The 21,836-nt window shown below is 47.1% G+C and carries 20 protein-coding genes; 18 read left to right on the forward strand and 2 right to left on the reverse strand.

The window, feature by feature from the left end; translation table 11 throughout:
- Nucleotides 1-6: 6 nt before the first annotated feature.
- The 9 genes from JNUCC31_RS28170 (at nucleotide 7) to JNUCC31_RS28210 (ending at nucleotide 10,189) form a co-directional block, all read left to right on the forward strand.
- Nucleotides 7-858, forward strand: coding sequence for a response regulator transcription factor (locus JNUCC31_RS28170; RefSeq protein WP_192266628.1), 852 nt, complete (start codon nucleotides 7-9; stop codon nucleotides 856-858).
- Nucleotides 859-1,030: 172 nt separating this feature from the next.
- On the forward strand, nucleotides 1,031-2,347 hold the full coding sequence (locus JNUCC31_RS28175) for an ABC transporter substrate-binding protein (RefSeq protein WP_192266630.1): 1,317 nt from the start codon (nucleotides 1,031-1,033) through the stop codon (nucleotides 2,345-2,347).
- 267 nt (nucleotides 2,348-2,614) lie between these two features.
- Complete coding sequence (locus JNUCC31_RS28180; RefSeq protein ID WP_192266632.1) at nucleotides 2,615-3,496, forward strand: carbohydrate ABC transporter permease; 882 nt, start codon at nucleotides 2,615-2,617, stop codon at nucleotides 3,494-3,496.
- 17 nt (nucleotides 3,497-3,513) lie between these two features.
- A complete protein-coding gene (locus JNUCC31_RS28185; RefSeq protein WP_228469282.1) occupies nucleotides 3,514-4,410 on the forward strand; it encodes a carbohydrate ABC transporter permease in 897 nt (298 codons plus the stop codon).
- 443 nt (nucleotides 4,411-4,853) lie between these two features.
- Nucleotides 4,854-6,032: an IS110 family RNA-guided transposase gene (locus JNUCC31_RS28190; RefSeq protein ID WP_192266634.1), complete on the forward strand. Its 1,179-nt coding sequence runs from the start codon at nucleotides 4,854-4,856 to the stop codon at nucleotides 6,030-6,032.
- Nucleotides 6,033-6,244: 212 nt separating this feature from the next.
- A complete protein-coding gene (locus JNUCC31_RS28195; RefSeq protein ID WP_192266636.1) occupies nucleotides 6,245-6,490 on the forward strand; it encodes a hypothetical protein in 246 nt (81 codons plus the stop codon).
- A 159-nt stretch (nucleotides 6,491-6,649) separates the two neighbouring features.
- Complete coding sequence (locus JNUCC31_RS28200) at nucleotides 6,650-7,249, forward strand: nitroreductase family protein (RefSeq protein ID WP_192266638.1); 600 nt, start codon at nucleotides 6,650-6,652, stop codon at nucleotides 7,247-7,249.
- 149 nt (nucleotides 7,250-7,398) lie between these two features.
- Nucleotides 7,399-9,030, forward strand: coding sequence for an S-layer homology domain-containing protein (locus tag JNUCC31_RS28205; protein WP_228469283.1), 1,632 nt, complete (start codon nucleotides 7,399-7,401; stop codon nucleotides 9,028-9,030).
- Nucleotides 9,031-9,223: 193 nt separating this feature from the next.
- The gene (locus JNUCC31_RS28210) at nucleotides 9,224-10,189 is read left to right on the forward strand and encodes an NAD(P)/FAD-dependent oxidoreductase (RefSeq protein WP_192266640.1); all 966 of its coding nucleotides are present in this window, start codon (nucleotides 9,224-9,226) and stop codon (nucleotides 10,187-10,189) included.
- A gap of 97 nt (nucleotides 10,190-10,286) precedes the next feature.
- On the opposite strand, the gene JNUCC31_RS28215 is transcribed toward JNUCC31_RS28210, so the two are convergent.
- Complete coding sequence (locus JNUCC31_RS28215) at nucleotides 10,287-10,478, reverse strand: hypothetical protein (protein WP_192266642.1); 192 nt, start codon at nucleotides 10,476-10,478, stop codon at nucleotides 10,287-10,289.
- A 173-nt stretch (nucleotides 10,479-10,651) separates the two neighbouring features.
- Here JNUCC31_RS28215 and JNUCC31_RS28220 point away from each other — a divergent pair, with 173 nt between their 5' ends.
- The 6 genes from JNUCC31_RS28220 (at nucleotide 10,652) to JNUCC31_RS28245 (ending at nucleotide 15,622) form a co-directional block, all read left to right on the forward strand.
- A complete protein-coding gene (locus JNUCC31_RS28220) occupies nucleotides 10,652-12,052 on the forward strand; it encodes an FAD-binding oxidoreductase (RefSeq protein WP_228469284.1) in 1,401 nt (466 codons plus the stop codon).
- Nucleotides 12,049-12,609, forward strand: a complete 561-nt coding sequence (locus JNUCC31_RS28225) for an MFS transporter (protein ID WP_192266646.1) — start codon at nucleotides 12,049-12,051, stop codon at nucleotides 12,607-12,609. Before JNUCC31_RS28220 ends, JNUCC31_RS28225 begins: the two co-directional genes overlap by 4 nt.
- Before the next feature lie 107 nt (nucleotides 12,610-12,716).
- Entirely contained in the window at nucleotides 12,717-13,070 is a 354-nt protein-coding gene (locus tag JNUCC31_RS28230; RefSeq protein ID WP_192266648.1) for a DUF3243 domain-containing protein, read from the forward strand.
- A 280-nt stretch (nucleotides 13,071-13,350) separates the two neighbouring features.
- Nucleotides 13,351-13,917, forward strand: coding sequence for a hypothetical protein (locus JNUCC31_RS28235; protein WP_192266650.1), 567 nt, complete (start codon nucleotides 13,351-13,353; stop codon nucleotides 13,915-13,917).
- Nucleotides 13,918-14,073: 156 nt separating this feature from the next.
- A complete protein-coding gene (cyoE, locus tag JNUCC31_RS28240) occupies nucleotides 14,074-14,931 on the forward strand; it encodes a heme o synthase (RefSeq protein WP_192266652.1) in 858 nt (285 codons plus the stop codon).
- A 208-nt stretch (nucleotides 14,932-15,139) separates the two neighbouring features.
- Entirely contained in the window at nucleotides 15,140-15,622 is a 483-nt protein-coding gene (locus JNUCC31_RS28245) for a tetratricopeptide repeat protein (protein ID WP_192266653.1), read from the forward strand.
- 34 nt (nucleotides 15,623-15,656) lie between these two features.
- Here JNUCC31_RS28245 and JNUCC31_RS28250 read toward each other — a convergent pair whose 3' ends face one another.
- Nucleotides 15,657-16,532 carry a LysR family transcriptional regulator gene (locus tag JNUCC31_RS28250; protein ID WP_192266654.1) on the reverse strand — a complete coding sequence of 292 codons (876 nt, stop codon included), beginning with the start codon at nucleotides 16,530-16,532 and terminating at the stop codon, nucleotides 15,657-15,659.
- A gap of 164 nt (nucleotides 16,533-16,696) precedes the next feature.
- Here JNUCC31_RS28250 and JNUCC31_RS28255 point away from each other — a divergent pair, with 164 nt between their 5' ends.
- The 3 genes from JNUCC31_RS28255 to JNUCC31_RS28265 all read left to right on the forward strand — a co-directional run bounded on the left by JNUCC31_RS28255 (nucleotide 16,697) and on the right by JNUCC31_RS28265 (nucleotide 21,671).
- Complete coding sequence (locus JNUCC31_RS28255; RefSeq protein WP_192266655.1) at nucleotides 16,697-17,644, forward strand: DMT family transporter; 948 nt, start codon at nucleotides 16,697-16,699, stop codon at nucleotides 17,642-17,644.
- A 199-nt stretch (nucleotides 17,645-17,843) separates the two neighbouring features.
- A complete protein-coding gene (locus JNUCC31_RS28260; protein ID WP_192266656.1) occupies nucleotides 17,844-18,869 on the forward strand; it encodes a substrate-binding domain-containing protein in 1,026 nt (341 codons plus the stop codon).
- A gap of 255 nt (nucleotides 18,870-19,124) precedes the next feature.
- Nucleotides 19,125-21,671 carry a beta-mannosidase gene (locus JNUCC31_RS28265; protein ID WP_192266657.1) on the forward strand — a complete coding sequence of 849 codons (2,547 nt, stop codon included), beginning with the start codon at nucleotides 19,125-19,127 and terminating at the stop codon, nucleotides 21,669-21,671.
- The last annotated feature ends 165 nt before the right edge of the window (nucleotides 21,672-21,836 follow it).

The following is a 21,836-nucleotide window of genomic DNA, read 5'->3' on the forward strand; positions in this document are numbered from 1 at the left end:
TCTGGCATGTGGAAAGTATTGCTTGTAGAGGATGAGGTATTCGTACGAGAGTCGGTACGAGAGATTATTTCATGGGAGGAGCTGGGCTTCACGGTCATCGGAGAATCCGGTAATGGAACCGAAGCGCTGGCGATGATCATACGGGATACACCGGATCTGGTGCTGACCGATATTGTCATGCCGGGTATGAATGGTCTTGAATTACTCAAACAGACCCGCCAGGCCGGGTTAAAAACCAAGTTTGTCATGCTCACCTGTATGGGGGAGTTCGAATATGTACGTCGTGCGATGGAATACGGGGCTTCGAATTATATTCTGAAGCTGTCCATGAGTGTGAATTCACTGCGTGATACACTACGTAAAATAAGTGCGGAACTAGGAGCTTCGGCTGAAGCCAGGACAGAGACAGATCATCATGAAGTGCCGCCTTCTACACCGATTCTCACATCAACACCTGATTCGCCTACTTCACTGACGGTCTCTTCTGCGCCCCCGTCTGAGACTGAGCTTCCGTTCACACCTGTTCGTGAACTGGTGGTGAAGCATCCGGAGATTAGCAAAATTATCGAGTACATCGGACAGCATTACGACCAGGACATTACCGTCAAATCCATGTCACGATATGTGATGATGGGAGAGAATTATGTTAGCGCTTTGTTCAAAAAGAAAACCGGATATACCCTGATTCATTATTTGCATGGGGTACGGATGGAGAAAGCGGCTAAATACTTGCGTGAAACGGATCTTCCTGTACAAGAGATTGGTTACCGGGTGGGATTTGGAAGCGATAATTATTTCATTAAAATATTCAAGCGTTGGACCGGTTGCACGCCCAGTCAGTATCGCCACCGCTCGTGACTCACAGGATGAATAGAAGGAATATGTGTACCGAGTGCTCAGGCAAGTAAGGGTAAATCCGTATTTTTGTTCAATTCGAATCATGGATATGTATCTTATGAACCCAGGAAAACCCCTGCTACGATGTAACGGAAGGTACATTCACTTCAATTCAGGGAGGTCATGTGACCAGATGAGAATCAAAAGAGGATTAACCGGATTAATCGTGGGTGCGCTGATGCTGGGCTTGCTTGCTGGCTGTGTTGGTAAAAATGAGACGAACGGTGGAGATAACGGAGGTGGAGCGGCTGCGGGAAAAGTGAAGCTCACGATGTGGGGCGCGGTGCCGCCCGAGAATGGTCCGCAGGAAGTGGTGGATACCTGGAATGCGAAGAATCCCGACATTCAGGTGGAATATGTGCGGTTTGTGAATGATGATGATGGCAACCTGAAGTTGGATACGGCGCTGTCCACCGGACAAAACGTTGACCTGTATGTCAACTACACCCTCACGAACCTCGATAAACGCATCAAGGGTGGGACAGCACTGGACCTGGGCGAGTTCACCGACTACAACATTGATGAGAAAATGGGTGAAGATGCGGCTTCCTGGAAAGTGGACGGCAAATATTACGGGATGCCGACCAAGAAAAATGCTGCCTTCTTCGCCTTAAATATGAAAGCGCTTGATCAAGCGGGACTGAGTGTACCCACAGCCTGGACTTGGGATGAAGCCCGTGAGTATGCACTCAAGCTGAAGGCTACTGGCTTCAAGTACGGATTGGTGCAGCATACCGCTTCCTATGTGGACCCGCTCGATTCCGTTCTGGTGAAGAACGGCTATGTTAAGGCAGACGGTACGTCCAACCTCGATGATCCGCTCGTTACCAAATGGCTGGAGACGTTGAACGGAATGATGAAGGAGGACGCAACCACGCCGCCGCTCGGAGAGCAGCTGACTTCCAAAATGCCGGTGGAAAACATGTTCCTTGGCGGTGAATCTGCCATGATTAATATCGGCGAATGGCTGATCCGCACATCGAACAACATGACCGAGTTCCCTCGGGATTGGAAAATCGCCTTTGCCCCTGTACCAAGACTGGCTGCACAAGAAGCAGATATGGTGAAGAGCGGAGGACTGGGTGACTTTATTGCCATCAATTCCAAGTCGAAAAATAAAGAAGCCGCATGGGAGTTCCTGAAATGGTACGCCGATGGAGGAATGATGCCGATGGCTGCGGGTGGACGTTTGCCTTCCTCGAATGCGGTCGATCAGCAGACAGCCATTGATCATCTGCTTGGCGATTATGCCGATTCCTATGATAAGGAGTCACTGGAGTTCGTATTGTATGGTGACGAGACACCTACGTTTGTCCGCAGCATTGCGCAAGAGGTGGTGGATCTGCGTGCCCAGGAGTATGAAAAGTTTTTCCTTGGTAACCAGACTGCCGAAGTTACGGTTCAAAACATGGTCAAACGCCACAATGATTGGCTGAAGCAGAATCAATAGAATGTAAAATCACTGAGAATGAAGGCCGTCCCCAATGGGGCGGTTTTTTCTATTTAAGCAATAGATTCATAGAGCATTAGATGCATGGTATTAGCCAGGGCTTTCCGGACTAAAGGAAATAGAACAATTCCATGTTATTCGCCTCTCGAAAGGCACTGCTAAAATGCATATATCTGTGATATCAGGTATAGGGTTATGTTCCTTAAATGTGAGAGGACATCTTGTTATGCTTAATTCCAGAACAGATGTTAAGGAGTGGGGGAGCATATGCATAAATCCTGGATGAAACGGCAGAGCAGGCTCGGGTATCTGTTTATTGGGCCCAATATGATTGGTGTACTGTTATTCTTTATTATACCGGCTGTCTATTCGTTCTATCTCATGTTCACCGATTACAAATTCATGAGCCCGGAGACACATTTCGTGGGGCTGGACAATATCCGCCGAATGTTGAATGATGATCTGTTTGGGGTGGCGATGCGAAATACATTTGTATTTCTGTTAGCGGTTCCGGTATCGATGGGTTTGGCATTTATCGTGGCTGTGGCATTGAACAAGTCGGTGTACTGGCAAAAAACACTGCGTGCCCTCTATTTCATGCCCTATATCACCAGCGGCGTTGCCATCGCCTTTGTCTGGATGCTGCTGTTCCAGCCAACGTCGGGGCCGATTAACGGTTTTTTACGGGGTATCGGTATCACGAACCCACCCGGCTGGTTATCGACAACCGAATGGTCCATGGTTGCGATTGATATCATCTGGATTTGGTTCATGCTGGGTTACAACATGATTATTTATCTGGCCGCTTTGCAGGAAATCCCGGAGGAATTGATAGAAGCTGCACGGATTGATGGAGCCCGCCCCTGGCAGACGATACGCCAAGTGATCTGGCCGCTTGTGAGTCCAACGACCTTTTTGCTGCTGATTACAGGTCTGATTATGACGATCAAAAACTTTGGTATTATTCAAGCGATTACCCAGGGTGGGCCAGGGAACAGTACAACTGTGCTGTCGCTTTTTATCTACCAGAATGCCTTCCGATATTACGAGATGGGCTACGCTGCTGCCATTAGCTGGGCACTCTTTGCCATTATCATGATCTTCACTGTATTGCAGTGGCTTGGTCAGAAACGTTGGGTTCACTATTAAGGAGGGGAGGGACCGTTATGGAGAAAATAAATGCTGCGAACGCGAAGCCCACATTTCCGCATTCACCTAAAGTTAAAGTTCGCATGGAGTATTTGACCCAGATTCGGAAAATCATACTGACACTTCTGATGGCCGGTTTTGCTTTACTGATGATTATGCCGTTTATCTGGATGATCAGCACGTCATTCAAATCTCCTGCGGACGTATTCACCTATCCCATCCAGTGGATACCCTCCAGCCTGAACTGGGAGCATCACATTAAGGTCTGGAGCGGAGCGAATACCTTTGCTACGTATTATCTGAACTCGTTGAAAATATCGCTAATTAGCACGATTGGAGCTGTATTTCTCTCGGCGTTTGCAGCCTATGGCTTCGCACGGATTCAATTCAAAGGTCGGGAGACGCTGTTCCTGATCTATCTCTCGATGATGATGGTGCCTCCGCAGGTGCTCTTTGTACCGAAGTTTCTCATGTTTGAATGGGTCGGCATATATAATACTCATTGGGCCTTGATCCTGCCTGGAATGTTCACAATCTTTGGCGTGTTTATGCTGCGGCAATTCTTTCTCTCGGTGCCTTCAGAGATCTCGGAAGCGGCGTTTATCGATGGTGCCGGTCACCTGCGCATATTTTTCAGGCTGATTCTACCCTTGGCGAAGCCTGCGCTTGCTACATTGGCGATTATTGATTTCTCCTGGCACTGGAATGACTATGAAAATGCGCTCGTGTTCCTGATCGACAAAGACCTGTACACCGTGCCGCTCGGACTGCAGAACTTTATTCTGGAGAACAATGTGGACTACAACGGCATGATGGCCGCTGCCACGGCAGGCATTATTCCGATGATCATCATCTTCCTCGTGGGACAGCATTATATCATTCAGGGAGTGGCTGGTAGCGCCGTGAAGGGTTAAAGCTGCGATCCCAGCGATCCCATAATATAACCCTTTTGCTGAAGGATGAGATTTCGCAGCAGAAGGGTTTTCTGTTGAAAAGGAGAATAAATCCATGATCTGAGCTTATATGGATGCAATTCTCATACAAATGAAAGTCATCACATTGCCCGCTTTTCACGTTGTAGGTTCGAGCCAACCAGCTTGTCTGGTTGGTTTTTCGTATTATCAGGTTAGCCAGTAATTACTGGTTGGCCTTTTTTTGCGGTCGTTTTACGATGGGGGAGCCGGGAGAACGAGGTGGTTTTAGGGGCTAGGACCCCGTAACAAAAACTGTTCTCCCACGACCTCCAAAAGACCATGTTTGAGCTGGTTGGGGCAGTCGACCCCGTATAACAAGCGAAGCTATGGGTTTGGAACCATCGTGGAAAGGGCCGGCGTAACGAAAGATAGGGAGTGAAGAAATGGAACCTGTTGTGGGTGTAGACGTCGCTAAAGGCTCAAGTGTGGTTCAGGCGTTTCGAAAACGAAATGAGCCGTTTGGCAAAGCCATAGACATTGTGCATGAACCAAGCGGATTCGACCAATTCACGGAGATGTTAGGCGCGCTTCAAGCCGAAACAGGCGTTGCTCCAGTGGTCGTTTTGGAAGCGACAGGGCATTATCATCGTGCCTTGGTGTGCTGTCTGGATCAGAGTGGATACACCTATTACATTGTGAATCCCTTGCAATCCAAGCGAGCCAGGGGAGCGCAGTTACGCAAAGTGAAAACGGATGCAACGGATGCCTGGCATTTGGCTGAGATGTACTACCGAGGCGATGTGAAGGCACACCGAACTTGGGATGAGACGTTTACGGAACTGCAGCATTTGACCCGGCAGCATGAATTTGTTACAGGAATCTTTGTACAGGCCAAACTGAACAGCAGAGCCTTACTTGAGCAAGTGTTTCCGGAGTACGAAGGGTTATTTTCGAATGTATTTTCCGCAACGTCATTAACGGTACTGGCTTGTTGTTTAGAAGAAGGTACAGCGGATTGGATTGAAGTGATTCAGGGTAGCGCAGGAAAGTCTCGTTCCAAGCAATGGGTCATTGAAAAAGTCAGAAAACTGGAGGAAGTGCTGGGTGACTGGAGAGAAGCTCGGCGTAGCCCATCACAACGCCAAGCACTGCTGGGGATGGTTAAGTTATTGCTGACGATGATCCGGCAATTGGACGAGCTGGAAAAGCAAATGGAGGACATCGCGACCAATCTACCTGAAGTCGAACTCGTGAAAAGCATCCCGGGAATCGGAATGAAACTAGCTGCAGCCATAGTAGCTGAAATAGGTGATGTCAGGCAGTTTAGGGACGCTAAGCAACTCGTGGCGTTTGCGGGTCTTGATCCGGGAATTTTCAGTTCAGGGAAGTTTACAGCAACAGGCACACGAATAACGAAACGAGGCTCTAAAAGGCTCAGACGTTCGCTATATTTAGCGGTACAATGCGGAATGCGAAAGAATGTGAATGCAAAAATTGGTTCGTATTACGAGAAAAAAAGAAAAGAGGGCAAGCCCTACAAGGTGGTCGTGATCGCCTGCGCAAACAAGCTGTTGCATCACATTTTCGCCATCTTGCAGAAGAGCCAGCCCTACCAATCGTAACCCATATTTAACCAAAACCTCCATAGCAGTGGAGGTTATTCGTGTTGGTCGGAAAAAGTATACCACGAAAAGAGAACTCACCCAACAAGAAATGCTTGACAAACATTAGCTGGTTTTTGTTCCTTTTCGTTCAGTTAATCGACATTACTGTGTTTAGAAGATATACAGAACAGGTAAAGAAAGGGTAATGAAATCAGAGGAGGCGATCATGAATGAAAGAGCGCACACCGGATCAAAATAACAACGATACCCATCCGAAACGTTCCCACGATAATCCAGAGCAATATCCAACAGAGCAGGAGAGTTTGCTTGATATGCATGAAGAAGAGCAGACAGTGGACCCGATTCCAATGGAGGATTTGAATATGGAGAAGCAGGAAGAGAAGAGCAAAGATCAGACCAAGAGCAACTCTTCGTCGGAAGAAAAATATCGGGCAGATTATCGCGAGTCCAACTAACAGGGTTCGTCGTATCGTAAAGATGGAATACCCAACCACGTTTGTTTTTTAAAAGTGCGTTCAGTGAAAAATAAATAGTTTGTTGACTAATGTATGTTACTATATTATAGTTACTATGTTGGCAATGAGGAAAATGACCATTTTGGGAGGCGAATATTAATGTCTACTTTTTTTGAAGCGTTGAAAAACAGAAGATCTTATTATGGAATCAGCAAGGAATCCACGATCTCGGATGCTAAAATCCAGGAAATCGTTGAAGAAGCGGTGAAATACACTCCGACTTCATTCAATTCACAAACATCTCGTGCTGTAGTTTTGCTCGGTGAGCAACATGACAAACTATGGAATCACACGGAAGAAATCTTGCGTGAAGTGGTTGGTAATGCAGAAGCATTCCAATCAACAGCCGAGAAAATGGCCGGATTCCGCAGCGGATACGGTACAGTGCTTTTCTTCGAAGACAACAATGTGATCGCACAGCTTCAACAAAACTTTGCATCGTATGCGGATAACTTCCCGATCTGGGCGAACCAATCCAATGGTATGTTGCAACTGGTCATCTGGACTGCACTGGAGCAAGAAGGTCTGGGTGCTTCCCTGCAGCACTATAACCCGCTGATTGATGAGAAGGTCAAACAAGAATGGAATATTCCAGAGAACTGGAGACTGATCGCTCAGATGCCATTCGGCAAACCAACAGTAACACCAGGCGAGAAAGAATTCCAACCGATTGAACAACGTGTTAAAGTACACAAGTAAGACTATCGCCAGAACCTGAGTATGGCCTCGACTCATAAAAAATTTAGGTCAGCGCTTCAGCGGATTTCCCAATATTTAACCACATACGGCCTTGCTTCAATTTGATACGATGATGTAGATCGTACTCCATTGAAGTGAGGCTTTTTGATGTGAATAATAGAATAACGAAACGTACCCGTCGCAAGCTATGGAATGTTGTTTTGTGCGGTGTACTGGCAATAGGATCAATCTCGATCGGTCAATCCACTGCTCAAGCAGCATCGACTCAGCAGGTGTTCCAGGATACAACCACCAGTTATGCCAAGGATGCCATTGCACATCTGGTTAAGGTGGGAATTGCTGCCGGCACCTCCGAGAATAGGTTTGAACCCAAAAAGGCGGTCACTCGTGCTCAATTTGCAACATTTGCTGTGAGACTGCTAGGGTTGAAGCCTGTTAAAAACAACATTAACCCCTATAACGATGTCAGCATGAGCGCATGGTATTACGGCAACGTTGCAGCCATGACCAATCTTTCCATTCTGGAAGGGAAGAGTCAGGGCGTGTTCCAGCCGAATGCCTCCATCACTCGGGAAGAAGTGGCAGCACTGTTGGTGAGAATGTTGAAACAATCCTCCAAATCAACGAATCTCCTGTCATCCACGTATGGCGATGCAGCTCAGATATCGGACTGGGCGCGTCCTTATGTGCAGACTGTATATCAACTTGGGCTGATGCGCGGCAGTAACGGCATGTTTCGTCCACATGACCAGGTGACCAGAGAAGAGGCAGCAGTGATGCTGGATGCCATATTACAAAAGAAAACCTGGTCAGGTCAGCTGAAAAGCGAGGATCAGCTCGGTATTCAGCTTGGATGGCAATATAACGCCTCCACTGCTGAGTTCAAGAAACAGATCGAACAGTCGGAAGCAAACACACTGGTTCCCCGCTGGTTTTTCCTGAACAGCAGTATGAAAGTCACGGATCTCACGGACACGTCCCTGTTATCCTGGGCAGCTGCTACAGACAGACAGGTATGGCCGCTGCTTGGCAATCGTTCAAACCCGGATCTTACTCACCAGATGTTAGCTAGTTCAGCTAACCGGGCAGCTGTGATCTCGCAGGTCACATCTTTTGTGAAAACATATCAACTGGATGGCATTAACGTGGATTTCGAGAACGTACTGCCAGCTGATCGTGAAGGAATGACCGCATTTATCACCTCACTGACAACGGCTCTGCATGCCCTGGGGGCCGTTGTATCCGTGGATGTATCCCCCGATCTGGGGACAGACTGGACCGATGCATTTGATTATGCCCAATTGGGTGCCATATCGGATTACATGGTACTGATGGGGTATGAGGAACATTGGAACGGCGATCCGCAAGCAGGATCTGTGGCCTCTCTTCCTTGGGTTGAAAAGGCTCTGGATACGATGCTCTCTGAGGTGGTGCGTGCCAAAACGATTTTGGCTCTGCCTTTGTATACACGTGATTGGTCATCTGTGAATCCGGCAGCCAGTTCATGGGACATTACCCTGGCAGAACAGGGAACACGTGCACGAGCTTCAGGTTCTGTAAGACGGTGGGATACATCTCTGGTCCAATATGTCATTGGATACAACAGTAACGGTACGCCAAGATATATATGGGCAGAGGACAGTCGTTCCTTATCCGCAAAAGTAATGATGAGCGGAGAGCGTAACATTGCTGGGTTGGCCTACTGGTATATGGGCGGCGAGACGGCAGATGTATGGAATGCCATTTCGAACGCATCACGATTTGAATCATACATTTTCTGAATCCGGAATAATACCTTTTCTTCAATCGACCCAACCGAACCGTTATTCAGACGGATGGTTTGGGTTATTTTATTTTGGTAAAAGCTAAGTGTAACGGATAACGTTTGATTTTGGTTGAACGGTGTAAATGGATAGAGGATAGTGAACTGTCCAATAACTTATAAGAGATGGAAGCATAGGAGGGAGATGGAGCATGCGAGAGTATGATTGCATTATCGTAGGAGGAGGACTCGCAGGACTTCAGGCAGCCATTCAGATGGGGCGTTACACGGTCCATCGGGTGCTGGTAGTGGATGCAGGGGAAGGCAGATCAACGCTGTGCCGAACCTATCATAATATTCTTGGCTTTCCCGACGGTGTATCCGGTGAAGAGCTGCGCTCCAAAGGCAGAATGCAGGCAGAGCGGACCGGCGTGTCATTTGAGAAAGACTATATCATTAAAGCAGGACGCCGGGGAGAACAGATACAACTGTTCGGCTCTTCCGGCTCTGAATATATGGCCAAAACAGTCTTACTGGCAACTGGACTAACGGACAGGATGCCGGCCATTCCGGGATTAAGGCCTACGTTGGGACGAACGGTATATGTGTGCCCGGATTGTGATGGATATGAAATTCAGAATCAGCGAACGATATTGCTGGGTGCAGGCGAAGCGGGTGCAAACATGGCTATGGTTTTGATTCAACGTACCAATGAGTTGTTGTACATTAACCATGAGCAGTCGCCAATCTCCGCTGAGCTTCATCGAAGCATGAAAGAGGCAGGAGTTCGTTACCTTGAGGCGGCCGTCCAAGAAGTGCAACAAATGGAGGATGGCCATATTACGGGTGTACTGACGGAAGATGGACAGATTTATGAGTCGGAACGGGGTTTTATCGCTTTTGGAGGCAATCGTGTGCATTATGAATTGGCGGAGCAGCTTGGAGCTGTTATCGCGGATAATAACCATGTGAAAGCCGACCCGCGCAGCATGCAAGCGGCACCTAATGTGTGGATTGCAGGGGATTTGGGCCTGCACGCGGAACAGGCGACCGTCGCCATGGGTGAGGGATCAATTGCTGCGATCTGGATTCATAAGGCGTTGCAGCAGATGAAAAAGGAAAACCAAAGTGAAACAAATATAGATGCCCATGGTGAACAGACCCGTTTATCGCTATAAAAATGAAACAAATCCAAAGTCACCCGACCGTTGTTACTGAGGTTGGGGGACTTTTTGCGTTGTAATGCAAAATGGGCTGTCAGACGAATGTTGAAGCTTAATTTTTGGTTTTGTTGGGGTCATCGGTCTTCTTTTTGCCTTTGATGGGGTGGGTAATGTTGTCTACGATCTCTCCTACAGCTTCCTCAATCATGTCCGTTGGCCCGGGATTATAGGGATCGGGGTGCAGAACGGTATTGACACCAGGCTCAAGATCCTTGTTTTTTCGCTCTTTTTTATGTTCATTCATGGAAAATCCCTCCTTATTCAGGTATGTTTAAGGTGTTCCTTAACATATCCAATCTCTTTAATGTGTATGTAAACGATTAACCAATGGGATTAAATTGAAACGTAGAATGTAAGGGAGGAGGAGTTCAGCTGGTCAAAAAAATGAGCGTGCTCCTATTACTTCTATTTTTATGTGTGTGGACATATGAGAGAACCAATAGCGATGATCAGAATCCATATCTGATTACCGACTACAGTCGACTTCACCCGGTTAAGGTTGAACGTGTTGTGAAGGGTCATGAAGAGCAGCAGCTCGTTGAACTGCTTCAGGATGCCCGAAAGCGTAATATGACGGTATCCATTGCCGGACAACGTCATAGTCAGGGAGGCCACACCTACTATAAGGATGGCATAGTTATTGATATGACCTCCTATAACAAAGTGTTTGAAGTCAATACCGCTGACAAAAAGGTGCGTGTGCAGGCTGGTGCGACCTGGGCTGACGTACAGCGAGCCATTAATCCATATGGATTGTCCATCAAAAATATGCAGTCCCAGAATATTTTTACGGTAGGCGGGTCCATCAGTGTAAATGCCCATGGTCGGGAGCTTCATCAGGGTTCCTTGATTCAAAGTGTGGATTCTTTTCGTCTCTTGACAGCAAATGGTCAGGTTCGGCACGTGAGCCGCACCGAGAATGCCGAACTTTTCCCGCTTGTGCTTGGAGGTTATGGACTTTTTGGCCTGATTCTGGACGTTACCTTGACATTAACGGATGATGAAGTCTACCGTCTTACGACGGAGCAGGTGCAGGCTAGGGACTACCCATCTTATTTTCAAAAGAATGTCCTTGGAGACCCGATGAACCGAATGCATCTGGCCCGAATTTCAGTTCAGCCCGGTGAAGGCTACTTTCGTGAGATGTACGCACTGAATTATGCGCTTGATCCAGATGCTTCACTAGAGGATTATAATCATCTGGATGAACGCGAAAGGGGCGTACTTCCCAGCAAACTCTTGTTCAACCTGAACCGTGAATTCGAATGGGGCCGGTCGTGGTTTTGGCCTCTGCAACTGCGGTACTTCGAGTCGCAGGATGGCAAGAGGCTTAGCCGCAACAATGCCATGGCTTCAGCGTCGGCTTTCATGGAGTATCATCAGCCGGGCGAAAATGATCTGTTGCAAGAATATTTTATTCCGGTGAATGCCTTCCCGGCATTTGTTCAGGAGATGGGAGAGATTGTTTCCCAGGAGCAATTGGATCTGCTTAACATTACAGTCAGGTATGTGAAACATGATGAAGAGGCTGTGCTTTCATATGCAACGCAAGATATGTTCGGTCTTGTCTGTTTATTTCACGCTTCATTGTCCGAGACAGAACAAGGAAAGTTCAAGAACAGCATGCAGCAATTAATGGATGCCGTCCTTCGATATAATGGAACATATTACCTGCCCTATGCAGGTTATGCGACTTCAGAGCAATTTGAACAGGCCTATCCTCGAATGAATGAGTTTTTTGCAGCTAAAGAAAAGTTTGACCCCAATCATCTCTTTATGAACTATTTTATGGAGGAATATGGAGGAAATCATCCATGAATATCAAGTGGCTTGTTCGATCTCAAAGTATTGTTACCCTCGCTTCGGGTATGATTTATCCCTATTATCTGTTGTTTCTCAAAAATCTGGGCAACAGCTTCTCCAAATACGGGCTTGCCTTTGCCGTATTTACGATTAGCTCGGCAGCTGCTTCGCAATGGCTCGCTCCCCGGATGGATCGACAAGCCAAACAGTGGCTCATCGTAAGTGCAGTGGGGATGGCTGCGGCCATGATTGCATTTCCATGGGTCATATCCTACATCTGGGTCCTTCTGCTGCAAATCATTATGGGGATATGTAATGCGATGCAACGGATGAGTGAACGGGTGCTGCTCGCCGATTATACGGTAGCCGGACAACGGGGCCCAGCTGTCGGCAATTATCATTTTTGGACATCTGCCGCTTCCGGATTTGCCGTCATTGTAGGCGGTGTGTTGATCGATTGGCTGACGATTGATGTTTTATTCTATCTGAGTGCCATACTGTACATGTGGGGGGCTCTGGCTGTGTGGCGATTACGAAGCAAGCCTGAGGAGCAATCAATGGCTAAAGGATAGAAATGTCTGATTAATCTCCAGCGAGAGGTTTATATTATAAATAACCTGGTATGTTTAAGTATTTTGCTTGAACTCCACAAAGCACATATCTCAAGGAGGTTTATCAGATGAATGAACAAAATCATGTCATCCATAAAGATGGCCAAGTTGCTACCGACAAGGTAGATAATGCGATCGAAAAGATTGCACCGGAGAAAAGAGAACATATTTTACAGAACTTTGATGCATTCAAAGGATACTTGGGCAAACGAATTGCAATGGGTGAATCCATTGGACTGGGCGAGGAACAAATGGCCAAAATTGCCGAGAAGGTAGCTGATTATTTGGCAGCCCGGGAAGAGCCGCGTAACCGTGAAGAGAAGTTGCTGCAGGAATTGTGGAATGTTGGTAAAGAGGAAGAACGTCATATGCTGGCTCATATGCTTGTGCGTCTGGCACAAGGTTCAACCCCGAATCACTGAGATTGAGCTAAAACGAAAAGGTGAGTGAAAAGAGACCTTGGATGCCATGGCATCCAGGGTTTCTTTTTGGTTTAGGTTGCTCTTCTTTTGTTAAGATGCTCCGTAAAGAACTGATGACATGTATTGTAACTATTTTTCATCTGGCTGATACTTTTATAATTGGCAAACCCATTATGATAGGGAGAGTAGAAAACAGAATTAAATATTTCATATGAGCGTTTGAAGGGGAAGCCTTCCGGTTAAGGAATACTAACGTTCATAATAAGGAGAGATGCTGCCTATGAAGAACGCGGCGAAACAATGGAAATTACGATTGCTGGGTGCGGCTGTTGCATTGCTTGGCATGATTGTGCTTGCTACATATTTGCTTACACCAGCGAACGCTGAGGAGAGTACGGATTCTGTACAGGTTTCTGCCAAAGGTTCACAGGCTGCCAACTCCGAGCTGTTTACAGCTTATGTGGATGACTTACAGCAAGAGAATGGGAAACTGTACCTGGTTGTAGACAAGATTGGCTGGTACCAGGGGACAGAAGCGGACCAAATTTTTGAACAACGCAACCCGAACTCCGGTATAGATGGTGCCCCTGATGGATATTATATTGTTAATGACAGCAAAGAGCAGGAAAAGGTTGAAGTAAGTCCGAATGCTGAAGTACTGATGCAATTGTACGATCATGATGGTACAGTCGAAGGAACTAACATTCAATGGAATGAGCCGGTGACGCTCAGCAAGTTCGAATCATTGTATGATAATACCCATATTCTTGATCTGTCGGTATTCCCGTATCACCTGACTGTGCAGGATGGCAAAGTGATCAAAATAGTGCAGCAGTACATTCCATAAAACGACATTAAATGCAACGTTTAAGCATTCCTCCGGGTCCATTTAACCGTGAGGGATGCTTTTTGTTATGACAAATCCATGAAGAAGATTGTAATTGATGGAAGCTACATGTATCATTATAGGAATGGTGTTTTTACATAGTTCAGGAGGCTTCCCATGCTTAAAGACATGATTGCATTAACGAAACCAGGACTTTTGCGGCTAAATGTTTTTGCGGTGGCGGTAGGGTTCTGGGTCGCTTCAAAATGGGATATCTCATGGATATCCCTCCTCATGGTGTTAATTGGATCAACTCTGGTCATCGCATCAGCTTGTGTGATTAACAACTACTGGGATCGTGAATTGGACCAGAAGATGGAGCGTACCAAAAAACGGATTGATTACATCAACCATCTCAAGCCCAAGTTTGTACTCGGATATGGCCTTGGTCTTGGTGTAGCCGGGGTGGCGATGCTGTACTTCCTGGTTAATCCACTGTCCGCATGGATGGCATTGCTCGGGTGGTTCGCTTATATCGTGATTTACACGATGTGGCTCAAACGCAGTTCAACCTGGAGCACTTCACTTGGCGGAATTGCTGGTGCAATGCCACCTGTAATCGGTTATTGCGCAGTTACTAATCAGATTGACGTGGGTGCCTGGTTGCTCTTTGCGCTGTTATTTCTATGGCAGCCGCCTCACTTCTGGTCTCTCGGGATTCGTAAAGTGGAGGAATATCGTGCAGCAGGTTTCCCCCTTTTACCCGTAGTCAAGGGCGTCAAACGTACCAAGTTTCAGATGATTCCTTACGTTTTTCTGTTGCTTCCTGCTGTATTTCTACTGTATTACTATAACTACGTTGGGCTTGTATTCCTGCTTGTTTCCGGTATTGGAAGCCTCATCTGGTTTGTACACACCCTAAGCGGACTCAAAACACAGGATGACGAAAAATGGGCAAAGGTTAACTTTTTGATCTCTGTCAATTATCTGATGGTTGTATTTATAGTGATGGTAGCGAATACGACCTGGTCATGATCGAATCATTCATTTTGTAATTACTGAAATGGATGATGTCACGGTGGTTGGCTTTCTTACGCAAATTACGAAATGAAAAAGCACGCTGTGGAATACGCTTGGACAACCTCTGGTTATTCCTGCATATTTCCCGGGGTGTTTTTTTTGTTATAATGAATGAACGATTTCTACAAATGGAACAAATGATGAATGAACGGGAAGTGGGAGTATGGGTGATTTGAAGCAGGCTATTCTCTGGCGACAAGAGGGGAAGGTGCAGGAGGCGATCGAGCTGTTGCAGAAACTGGCCTTGCAAGAACCGGAGAATGCACAGGTATGGTATCAGCTGGCTTGGGCGCATGATTCACTTGGATTGGAGCGGGAAGCAGTACCGCATTATGAGAAGTCCTTAAGTCTAGCGCTATCTGATGAGGACAGGGCGGGTGCCATCCTTGGACTAGGCAGCACGTACCGGACTTTGGGACAATACGAGCAGGCGAAGTCCTGGTTTGAAAAGGGGTTAAGTGAATTCCCGGAGAACCGGGAATTTGAAGTTTTTCTAGCCATGGTGCTCTACAATCTGGGCGAGCACGAGGAGGCAATGAAACGGCTGCTGCTGCAATTGGCAGATACATCAAATGATAAGGGAATAACCGATTACAGCAGAGCCATCCGATTCTACGCAGATCAGCTGGACCGGATATGGGAGTAAACATTGGTATTATACAATTTGTAAGTAACGTCAATTAGAGCGAGAGAAGCAGCCATTTCTGTACCGCTTCAATGAAACGACGCGAAGCAGGGGACAGATTGGTGAGAGACGGGCAGGCAATGCCAATGGTACGATAAGGATCTCCAGTGAGGGGGACGAGAGCGAGATTGTTTATATGGTTTTGCAGAACCATTTCAGGTAAAAGGCTAATACCAAGACCGTTTCGAACCATCGCCATAATGGCTTGGTCCTCTGCAACTTCATAGACCACATTCAGCTTGGCTGCATGCTGTCGAATCAATCGTTCAATTTCGTTGTCACCGCCCCATTTGGGCAGAATAAAGGGCTGTTCCAGCAATACATCAAATGAGACAGAATTCTCCGTAGCAAGTGGATGTTCCAAAGGCAGGATGCACATCATCCTGTCTTTTTGCAATGGAATCGTCTCAAAAGGCGAAGCATCCCCCAGGGACAGAAAGCCGAGATCGATGGCGCCTCCGGCCAGCCAACCTTCAATTTCGGCATAGTCCCCCTCCCAAAGCTTAATTTCGATTCCGGGATGATGCAGGCGAAATTGCTTCAGGATGCCAGGCAGCCACTGTGTGGATACACTGGCGAATGTGCCGATGCGCACGGTTCCAATCTCGGCGCCGCGAATCAACGAAATCTCCTGGTTCATCCGTTCCGTCCAGCGCAGAATTTCACGAGTAAAGCCCAGAATGCGTTCCCCTTCGGCAGTAAGTCGTACACCGGAGCGACCGCGATTCAGCAGCGAAAAACCGCACTCGGTCTCCAGACTGGCGATGGCATGACTGACCGCCGATTGGGTAATATTCTGTGCTTCCGCTGCTTTCGTAAGGCTGCCGTATTCCACTACGGCATTCAAAATTTCGTATTTGACCAATGACATGAAAGATCCCGTTCCTCTCTTCATTTCATACATGAGGTAATTTCATATTAACTATTATAATTATTCATTTTTATAATGCAAAGAGATCGTTTATACTTGCCAAGGCGAGTTAGTTCGACAGAGCCTCGGATAGATATAATACATAGAATGAAGGTAGAAGCAAGATGAACGGAGTACGTGCACCACAAGGTCAGGCAACAAGAAGAGCGGATTTGCAGATGCTGCTCGCAACGGTAATATGGGGATCATCCTATCTGTTTATGAAATCCGGACTGGAGTCCATGCAGGAACTGAATTTGGTCGCTTTCCGGTTTGGAATTGCCTTTATCGCAGCGGCTGTCCTTTTCCATCGGCGATTGTTCAGAATGGATCGAAGAACGCTTGTCGCAGGGGCAATCATGGGAACAGCGTTATTCGCGGCCTTTGTATTGATCACTTATGGAGTACAGCGCACGACGGCTTCCCAGGCGGGATTCCTAATCAGTTTGGCAGTGATCTTTGTGCCCATTCTGACGACAATTCTGCATCGGCGAATGCCAGACTTGCGGTTAACCCTAAGTATTCTCGTGGCGGTAACCGGGCTTGCATTGCTGACACTTCAACATGAGCTCAGTCTGCATATGGGGGATATCCTTTGCATTCTCGCAGCATTAATGTACGCGATCTACATTATGATTGCTGGCAAGTATACGCCGAAGCATGATCCGCTAACCCTGGGAACGGTTCAACTGGGCGTTGCAGCCCTGTGGGGGTTGGCTGCTACTTTTATGTTGGAGACACCGCGTCTGCCTGACACACCTCAATCTTGGGCAGCCATTCTGGGTCTTGGTGTACTGTGCAGCGGCATGGGGTACATTTTGCAGACTCTTGCCCAGCGGCATGCTTCACCAACAAGAACGAGTCTGATCTTTTCACTCGAACCGTTGTTTGCCGCAGCATTTGCGTTTACCTTTCAAGGGGAGTCTCTTACACTGCAAGGGTATGCGGGTGCAGCGCTGATGCTTTTTGGTGTTCTAATTACAGAGATCAGAGTTCCTTATCCATGGCTTTCGCGCAGAAAGGGAGCGGCATTACAGACCGAACTGGGAGATCAGGGAGCATCGGGCATATAATTTAGAACTAAAGGAAGGGTTCATCCATCATCTTCATCGTGAAGGTGGTGGATGAACTTTTTTTGTTATGTTATCCAGATGATGTGTTGAATGACGTGGATATTAACCTAACAAAACGGTTTTTTTCATAACATGTTTGGTGGGAACTCTTTTTTTATGCTACACTAAATGAAAAATAAAGGAAAAACGGGTGAGAAGGATGGGCAAAAGAGTAACCATGCAGCAAATTGCCGATGCTGCGGGGGTATCCAAATTCGCAGTCTCTCGTGCGTTGACAGGCAAACCCGGTGTCAGTGAACATACCCGGGAGATGATTGTGAGGACGGCAGGACAGCTCGGATATTTCAAAGCTGAACCGAAGCGTTATCTCGTGGAAACTCCTGCAGAACAGGAGTTGAAGTCAGAGCGACAGGGGACGATTTTGATTTTGTTTCCCAATATCCGTTCACAGAATCGCTCCTCTCTATACTGGGGCCCCATCTTTGACGGAATATCTGCACGTTTGAATGAGAAGGGCATGGACATCCTGACCTTAACCGAGCCTTCTTCGGATCGCATGTTTTCAGTTCTTAATCCTGAAGCCATCAGCGGGATTATTACCGTTGGTTCCATCTCCACATCCGTACTGCTCGAAATCTACCGACTTCACATTCCGCTTGTGATGGTTGATCATGAAGACCCGGCAATCCATGGAGATACGGTGTTTACAGACAACATGAAATGCATGAAGGAACTGGTGCTGATGCTTGTTGGAAAGGGCTACAGGCGGCTACAGTTTGCCGGAGAACTTCCTGATGCAGCCAGTTTCAGAGAGCGATGGCTCGGCTATCGTTCGGTACTGGAAGAGATGCAGCTGCAGTCCTCGCAGCAAGCAGATTTGTTGGGACCCGATCTGAACCACATTCGGGAATCTATTATCGCCATGAAGATGGAAGACATCCCAGAAGTGATGGTATGTGCCAATGATCACATGGCTGTGGTTGCGATTGGTGCACTTCAAAGAAGAGGCATTGCAGTCCCTGAACGATGTGCAGTAACCGGGTTCGATAATACGCGTTCAGAAGAACCTATTCTCGCTACAGTTCATATTAACAAGGAAAATCTGGGAATACGGGCAGTGGACCAGTTATTGTGGCGCATGGAACATCCGGACAGGCCTTTTGAAAGAAAGCTGATCTATTCGGAATTAATCATCCGTGATGAGTACAATGCAATCTTACAATGAAGTGAACGAACGTTAATCCGAAATTTCGAGAAGGAAACAGGCAAGTCATATCAAAAGATTTGGTGAAAAGACATGGAGAGAGAGGGCTTCATGTCTTTTTTGTTTAGTGAAAAAGGACTTTAAGAAATAAATTACAAAACAGATTGACTGAATTGTGCTTATCATGTTAATTTTGTTTTGTAAGTTATTTATTTTTATGATAACAAAACCTAACAAATTGTTTTTTTAACTACTTTAACGATAACGGAGGCTGTTATGAGCAAAGTACATTCGCAGACTTTTCAGAATTGGACGTTCAAGGCTTGTGAGGATCAAGAATGGATGCCGGCTCACGTACCCGGCTGTGTGCATACGGATTTGCTGAAACTGGGTAAAATTCCGGACCCTTTCTATGGAACGAACGAAAAAGACGTTCAATGGATCGACAAGATAGACTGGGAGTATCGCACTGAATTTGAAATTAATGAAGCACTGCTGTCGCAAGAACATCTGGAGCTGGTCTTTGATGGTCTGGATACGTATGCAGATGTGTACGTGAATGAACAACATGTGTTGTCGGCAGACAATATGTTCCGGGTGTGGAGAGCTAATGTGAAATCGGTTGTAAAGGCAAGTGGCAACGTTCTTCGAATACGTTTTCGGTCTCCGATACAGGAAGATCTGCCGAAGCTGGAGAAGCTCGGATATGCTCTTCCTGCATCGAACGATCAATCTGATGTGGGTGGACTAGGCGACAAAAGAGTAAGTATTTTTGCACGGAAAGCCCCGTATCATTATGGTTGGGACTGGGGTCCGCGTTTTGTGACCAGCGGAATCTGGCGTGAAGCACGTCTGGAAGGCTGGACCGACGTACGGATTAATGATGTATTCATTCAGCAAAATGAAGTAACCGCTGCTTCCGCCTCCCTGACTGCGGTCGTGGAAGTAGAGTCTGCGCAACCAATAGAAACGGTTATTCGGGTAGGAACGGATGGACAGAGCTGGGAGCAGGCTGTAACCCTGAAACCGGGTGTCCAGACTGTTGAGGTTCCAATCTCGATTGATGAGCCGAAGCTGTGGTGGAGTCGCGGACTGGGTGAACCGCATAGGTATTCATTCGTTACGGAAGTGATTCAGGGTGAGCAGGTTGTGGCTGAGTCCACGGTCAAAACGGGTATACGTTCGATTCGTCTGGTTCGTGATCAAGATGAAGCGGGAGCATCCTTTTATTTTGAACTGAACGGAGTTGCCGTTTTTGCCAAAGGTGCGAACCACATTCCCAATGACAGCTTCATAACCGAAGTGACACGTGAGCGTTATCTGCATGAAATAGTGTCTGCTGCCGAGTCCAACATGAATATGCTTCGCGTATGGGGTGGTGGCTTCTATGAAGAAGACGTGTTTTACGAGTTGTGTGACGAATACGGTTTGCTCGTATGGCAGGACTTTATGTTTGCTTGCAGCATGTATCCTGGAGACGAGGCTTTCCTGAACAGTGTGAAACATGAGGCAATTGATAATGTAAAACGTCTGCGTAATCATCCAAGTATCGTGCTGTGGTGCGGCAATAACGAGATTGATTCGGCATGGGCACAATACATTGAGGATGGTGGATGGGGCTGGAAAAAAGATTACAACGCCGAGCAAAGAGAACGCATTTGGGCGGATTACGAAGCCATTTTCCATGATCTTTTGCCGGAAGTGGTTGAAGCGTATGCCCCAGGTGTGGATTACTGGCCTTCTTCGCCACTCGTATCCCTGTCGGGAGACGAGAAACAACATGCTCACCCATCCACGTCAGAGGGGGATATTCACTATTGGGGTGTGTGGCACAATGTGGAGCCATTTGAGAACTACAATGTTCATGTTGGCCGCTTCATGAGTGAGTATGGCTTCCAGTCCTTCCCTGAATATGATTCGGTTCGCAAGTATGCGGAGGAAGAGGACCTGGCACTGGAGTCTGAAGTGATGCTGGCCCATCAGAAGAACGGTGCGGGCAATCGACTGATCAAGCAATATATGGACATGTACATGCATGAACCAAAGGATTTCCCATCTTTCCTCTATATGAGCCAGGTGCTTCAGGCTGAAGCCATGAAAACAGCCATTGAGGCTCACCGTCGCCGCAAACCGTTCTGTATGGGAACGCTCTACTGGCAGATGAACGATTGCTGGCCGGTGGCTTCCTGGGCGGGTATGGATTACTTTGGACGCTGGAAAGCATTGCAATATTACGCCAAACGCAGCTTCAGCGATGTCTTGGTATCTGTAGACGGCACGAAGGAAGATGTGATCGATATTTATCTGATCTCGGATCAGCTTGAACCTGTGAAAGGCAAACTGCAGCTGCGCTTGATCGGCTTTGATGGCACGGTATACCGTGAAGAGGAGCATGAAGTCGCTCTGGCATCCAACTCCGGTCAACAGGTACTGTCATTAAGCCAGGCGGAATGGCTGGAAGGTCGCGATGCGGCAACAACATTGCTGCGCATTGATCTGAAGCAGGATGGGGCAGCCGATATTGTACAGGAGCATTATTTTGCACCATCCAAGGACATTGCACTGCAACCAGCGCAGATTAAGGTAACCGAAGTGACCGAGAACGATGGCGTACATTGGGTCCTGGAAAGTGATGTACTTGCCAAACAAGTGTGGATTTCTACTGAGGCAGAAGGAGTATTCTCGGACAATTTCTTCGACCTCATTCCTGGCATTCCGGTGAAGGTCAAGTTTACTTCCAGAGCTGGATTACAGGATGCTGATGCCGTATCCAAAGCGGGAGACATTCAGGTTCGTTCCATGGCTGACTTTATTAAATTGTAATTATAAGCTAAACAGCATAATCGTTGAGATCTTCCTCTGGGGGATTTCAACGATTTTTTATTTTGTGAGTGCGGAAACAAAAGCGGACTTCAAAGATAAGTCCAACCGCTGCTTCTGCCCATTGTTAAAGGCCCGAGTGCACTTGTGCATCCCCGGGCCTTTTCA

Source organism: Paenibacillus sp. JNUCC-31, assembly GCF_014844075.1.
Classification (GTDB): domain Bacteria; phylum Bacillota; class Bacilli; order Paenibacillales; family Paenibacillaceae; genus Paenibacillus.

What these genes read in the sequence shown, in the direction of transcription:
- JNUCC31_RS28170 (WP_192266628.1), top strand. Translation starts at nt 7, where the DNA reads ATGTGGAAAGTATTGCTTGTAGAGGATGAGGTATTCGTACGAGAGTCG.
- JNUCC31_RS28175 (WP_192266630.1), top strand. Translation starts at nt 1,031, where the DNA reads ATGAGAATCAAAAGAGGATTAACCGGATTAATCGTGGGTGCGCTGATG.
- JNUCC31_RS28180 (WP_192266632.1), top strand. Translation starts at nt 2,615, where the DNA reads ATGCATAAATCCTGGATGAAACGGCAGAGCAGGCTCGGGTATCTGTTT.
- JNUCC31_RS28185 (WP_228469282.1), top strand. Translation starts at nt 3,514, where the DNA reads ATGGAGAAAATAAATGCTGCGAACGCGAAGCCCACATTTCCGCATTCA.
- JNUCC31_RS28190 (WP_192266634.1), top strand. Translation starts at nt 4,854, where the DNA reads ATGGAACCTGTTGTGGGTGTAGACGTCGCTAAAGGCTCAAGTGTGGTT.
- JNUCC31_RS28195 (WP_192266636.1), top strand. Translation starts at nt 6,245, where the DNA reads ATGAAAGAGCGCACACCGGATCAAAATAACAACGATACCCATCCGAAA.
- JNUCC31_RS28200 (WP_192266638.1), top strand. Translation starts at nt 6,650, where the DNA reads ATGTCTACTTTTTTTGAAGCGTTGAAAAACAGAAGATCTTATTATGGA.
- JNUCC31_RS28210 (WP_192266640.1), top strand. Translation starts at nt 9,224, where the DNA reads ATGCGAGAGTATGATTGCATTATCGTAGGAGGAGGACTCGCAGGACTT.
- JNUCC31_RS28215 (WP_192266642.1), bottom strand. Translation starts at nt 10,478, where the DNA reads ATGAATGAACATAAAAAAGAGCGAAAAAACAAGGATCTTGAGCCTGGT.
- JNUCC31_RS28225 (WP_192266646.1), top strand. Translation starts at nt 12,049, where the DNA reads ATGAATATCAAGTGGCTTGTTCGATCTCAAAGTATTGTTACCCTCGCT.
- JNUCC31_RS28230 (WP_192266648.1), top strand. Translation starts at nt 12,717, where the DNA reads ATGAATGAACAAAATCATGTCATCCATAAAGATGGCCAAGTTGCTACC.
- JNUCC31_RS28235 (WP_192266650.1), top strand. Translation starts at nt 13,351, where the DNA reads ATGAAGAACGCGGCGAAACAATGGAAATTACGATTGCTGGGTGCGGCT.
- cyoE (WP_192266652.1), top strand. Translation starts at nt 14,074, where the DNA reads ATGCTTAAAGACATGATTGCATTAACGAAACCAGGACTTTTGCGGCTA.
- JNUCC31_RS28245 (WP_192266653.1), top strand. Translation starts at nt 15,140, where the DNA reads ATGGGTGATTTGAAGCAGGCTATTCTCTGGCGACAAGAGGGGAAGGTG.
- JNUCC31_RS28250 (WP_192266654.1), bottom strand. Translation starts at nt 16,532, where the DNA reads ATGTCATTGGTCAAATACGAAATTTTGAATGCCGTAGTGGAATACGGC.
- JNUCC31_RS28255 (WP_192266655.1), top strand. Translation starts at nt 16,697, where the DNA reads ATGAACGGAGTACGTGCACCACAAGGTCAGGCAACAAGAAGAGCGGAT.
- JNUCC31_RS28260 (WP_192266656.1), top strand. Translation starts at nt 17,844, where the DNA reads ATGGGCAAAAGAGTAACCATGCAGCAAATTGCCGATGCTGCGGGGGTA.
- JNUCC31_RS28265 (WP_192266657.1), top strand. Translation starts at nt 19,125, where the DNA reads ATGAGCAAAGTACATTCGCAGACTTTTCAGAATTGGACGTTCAAGGCT.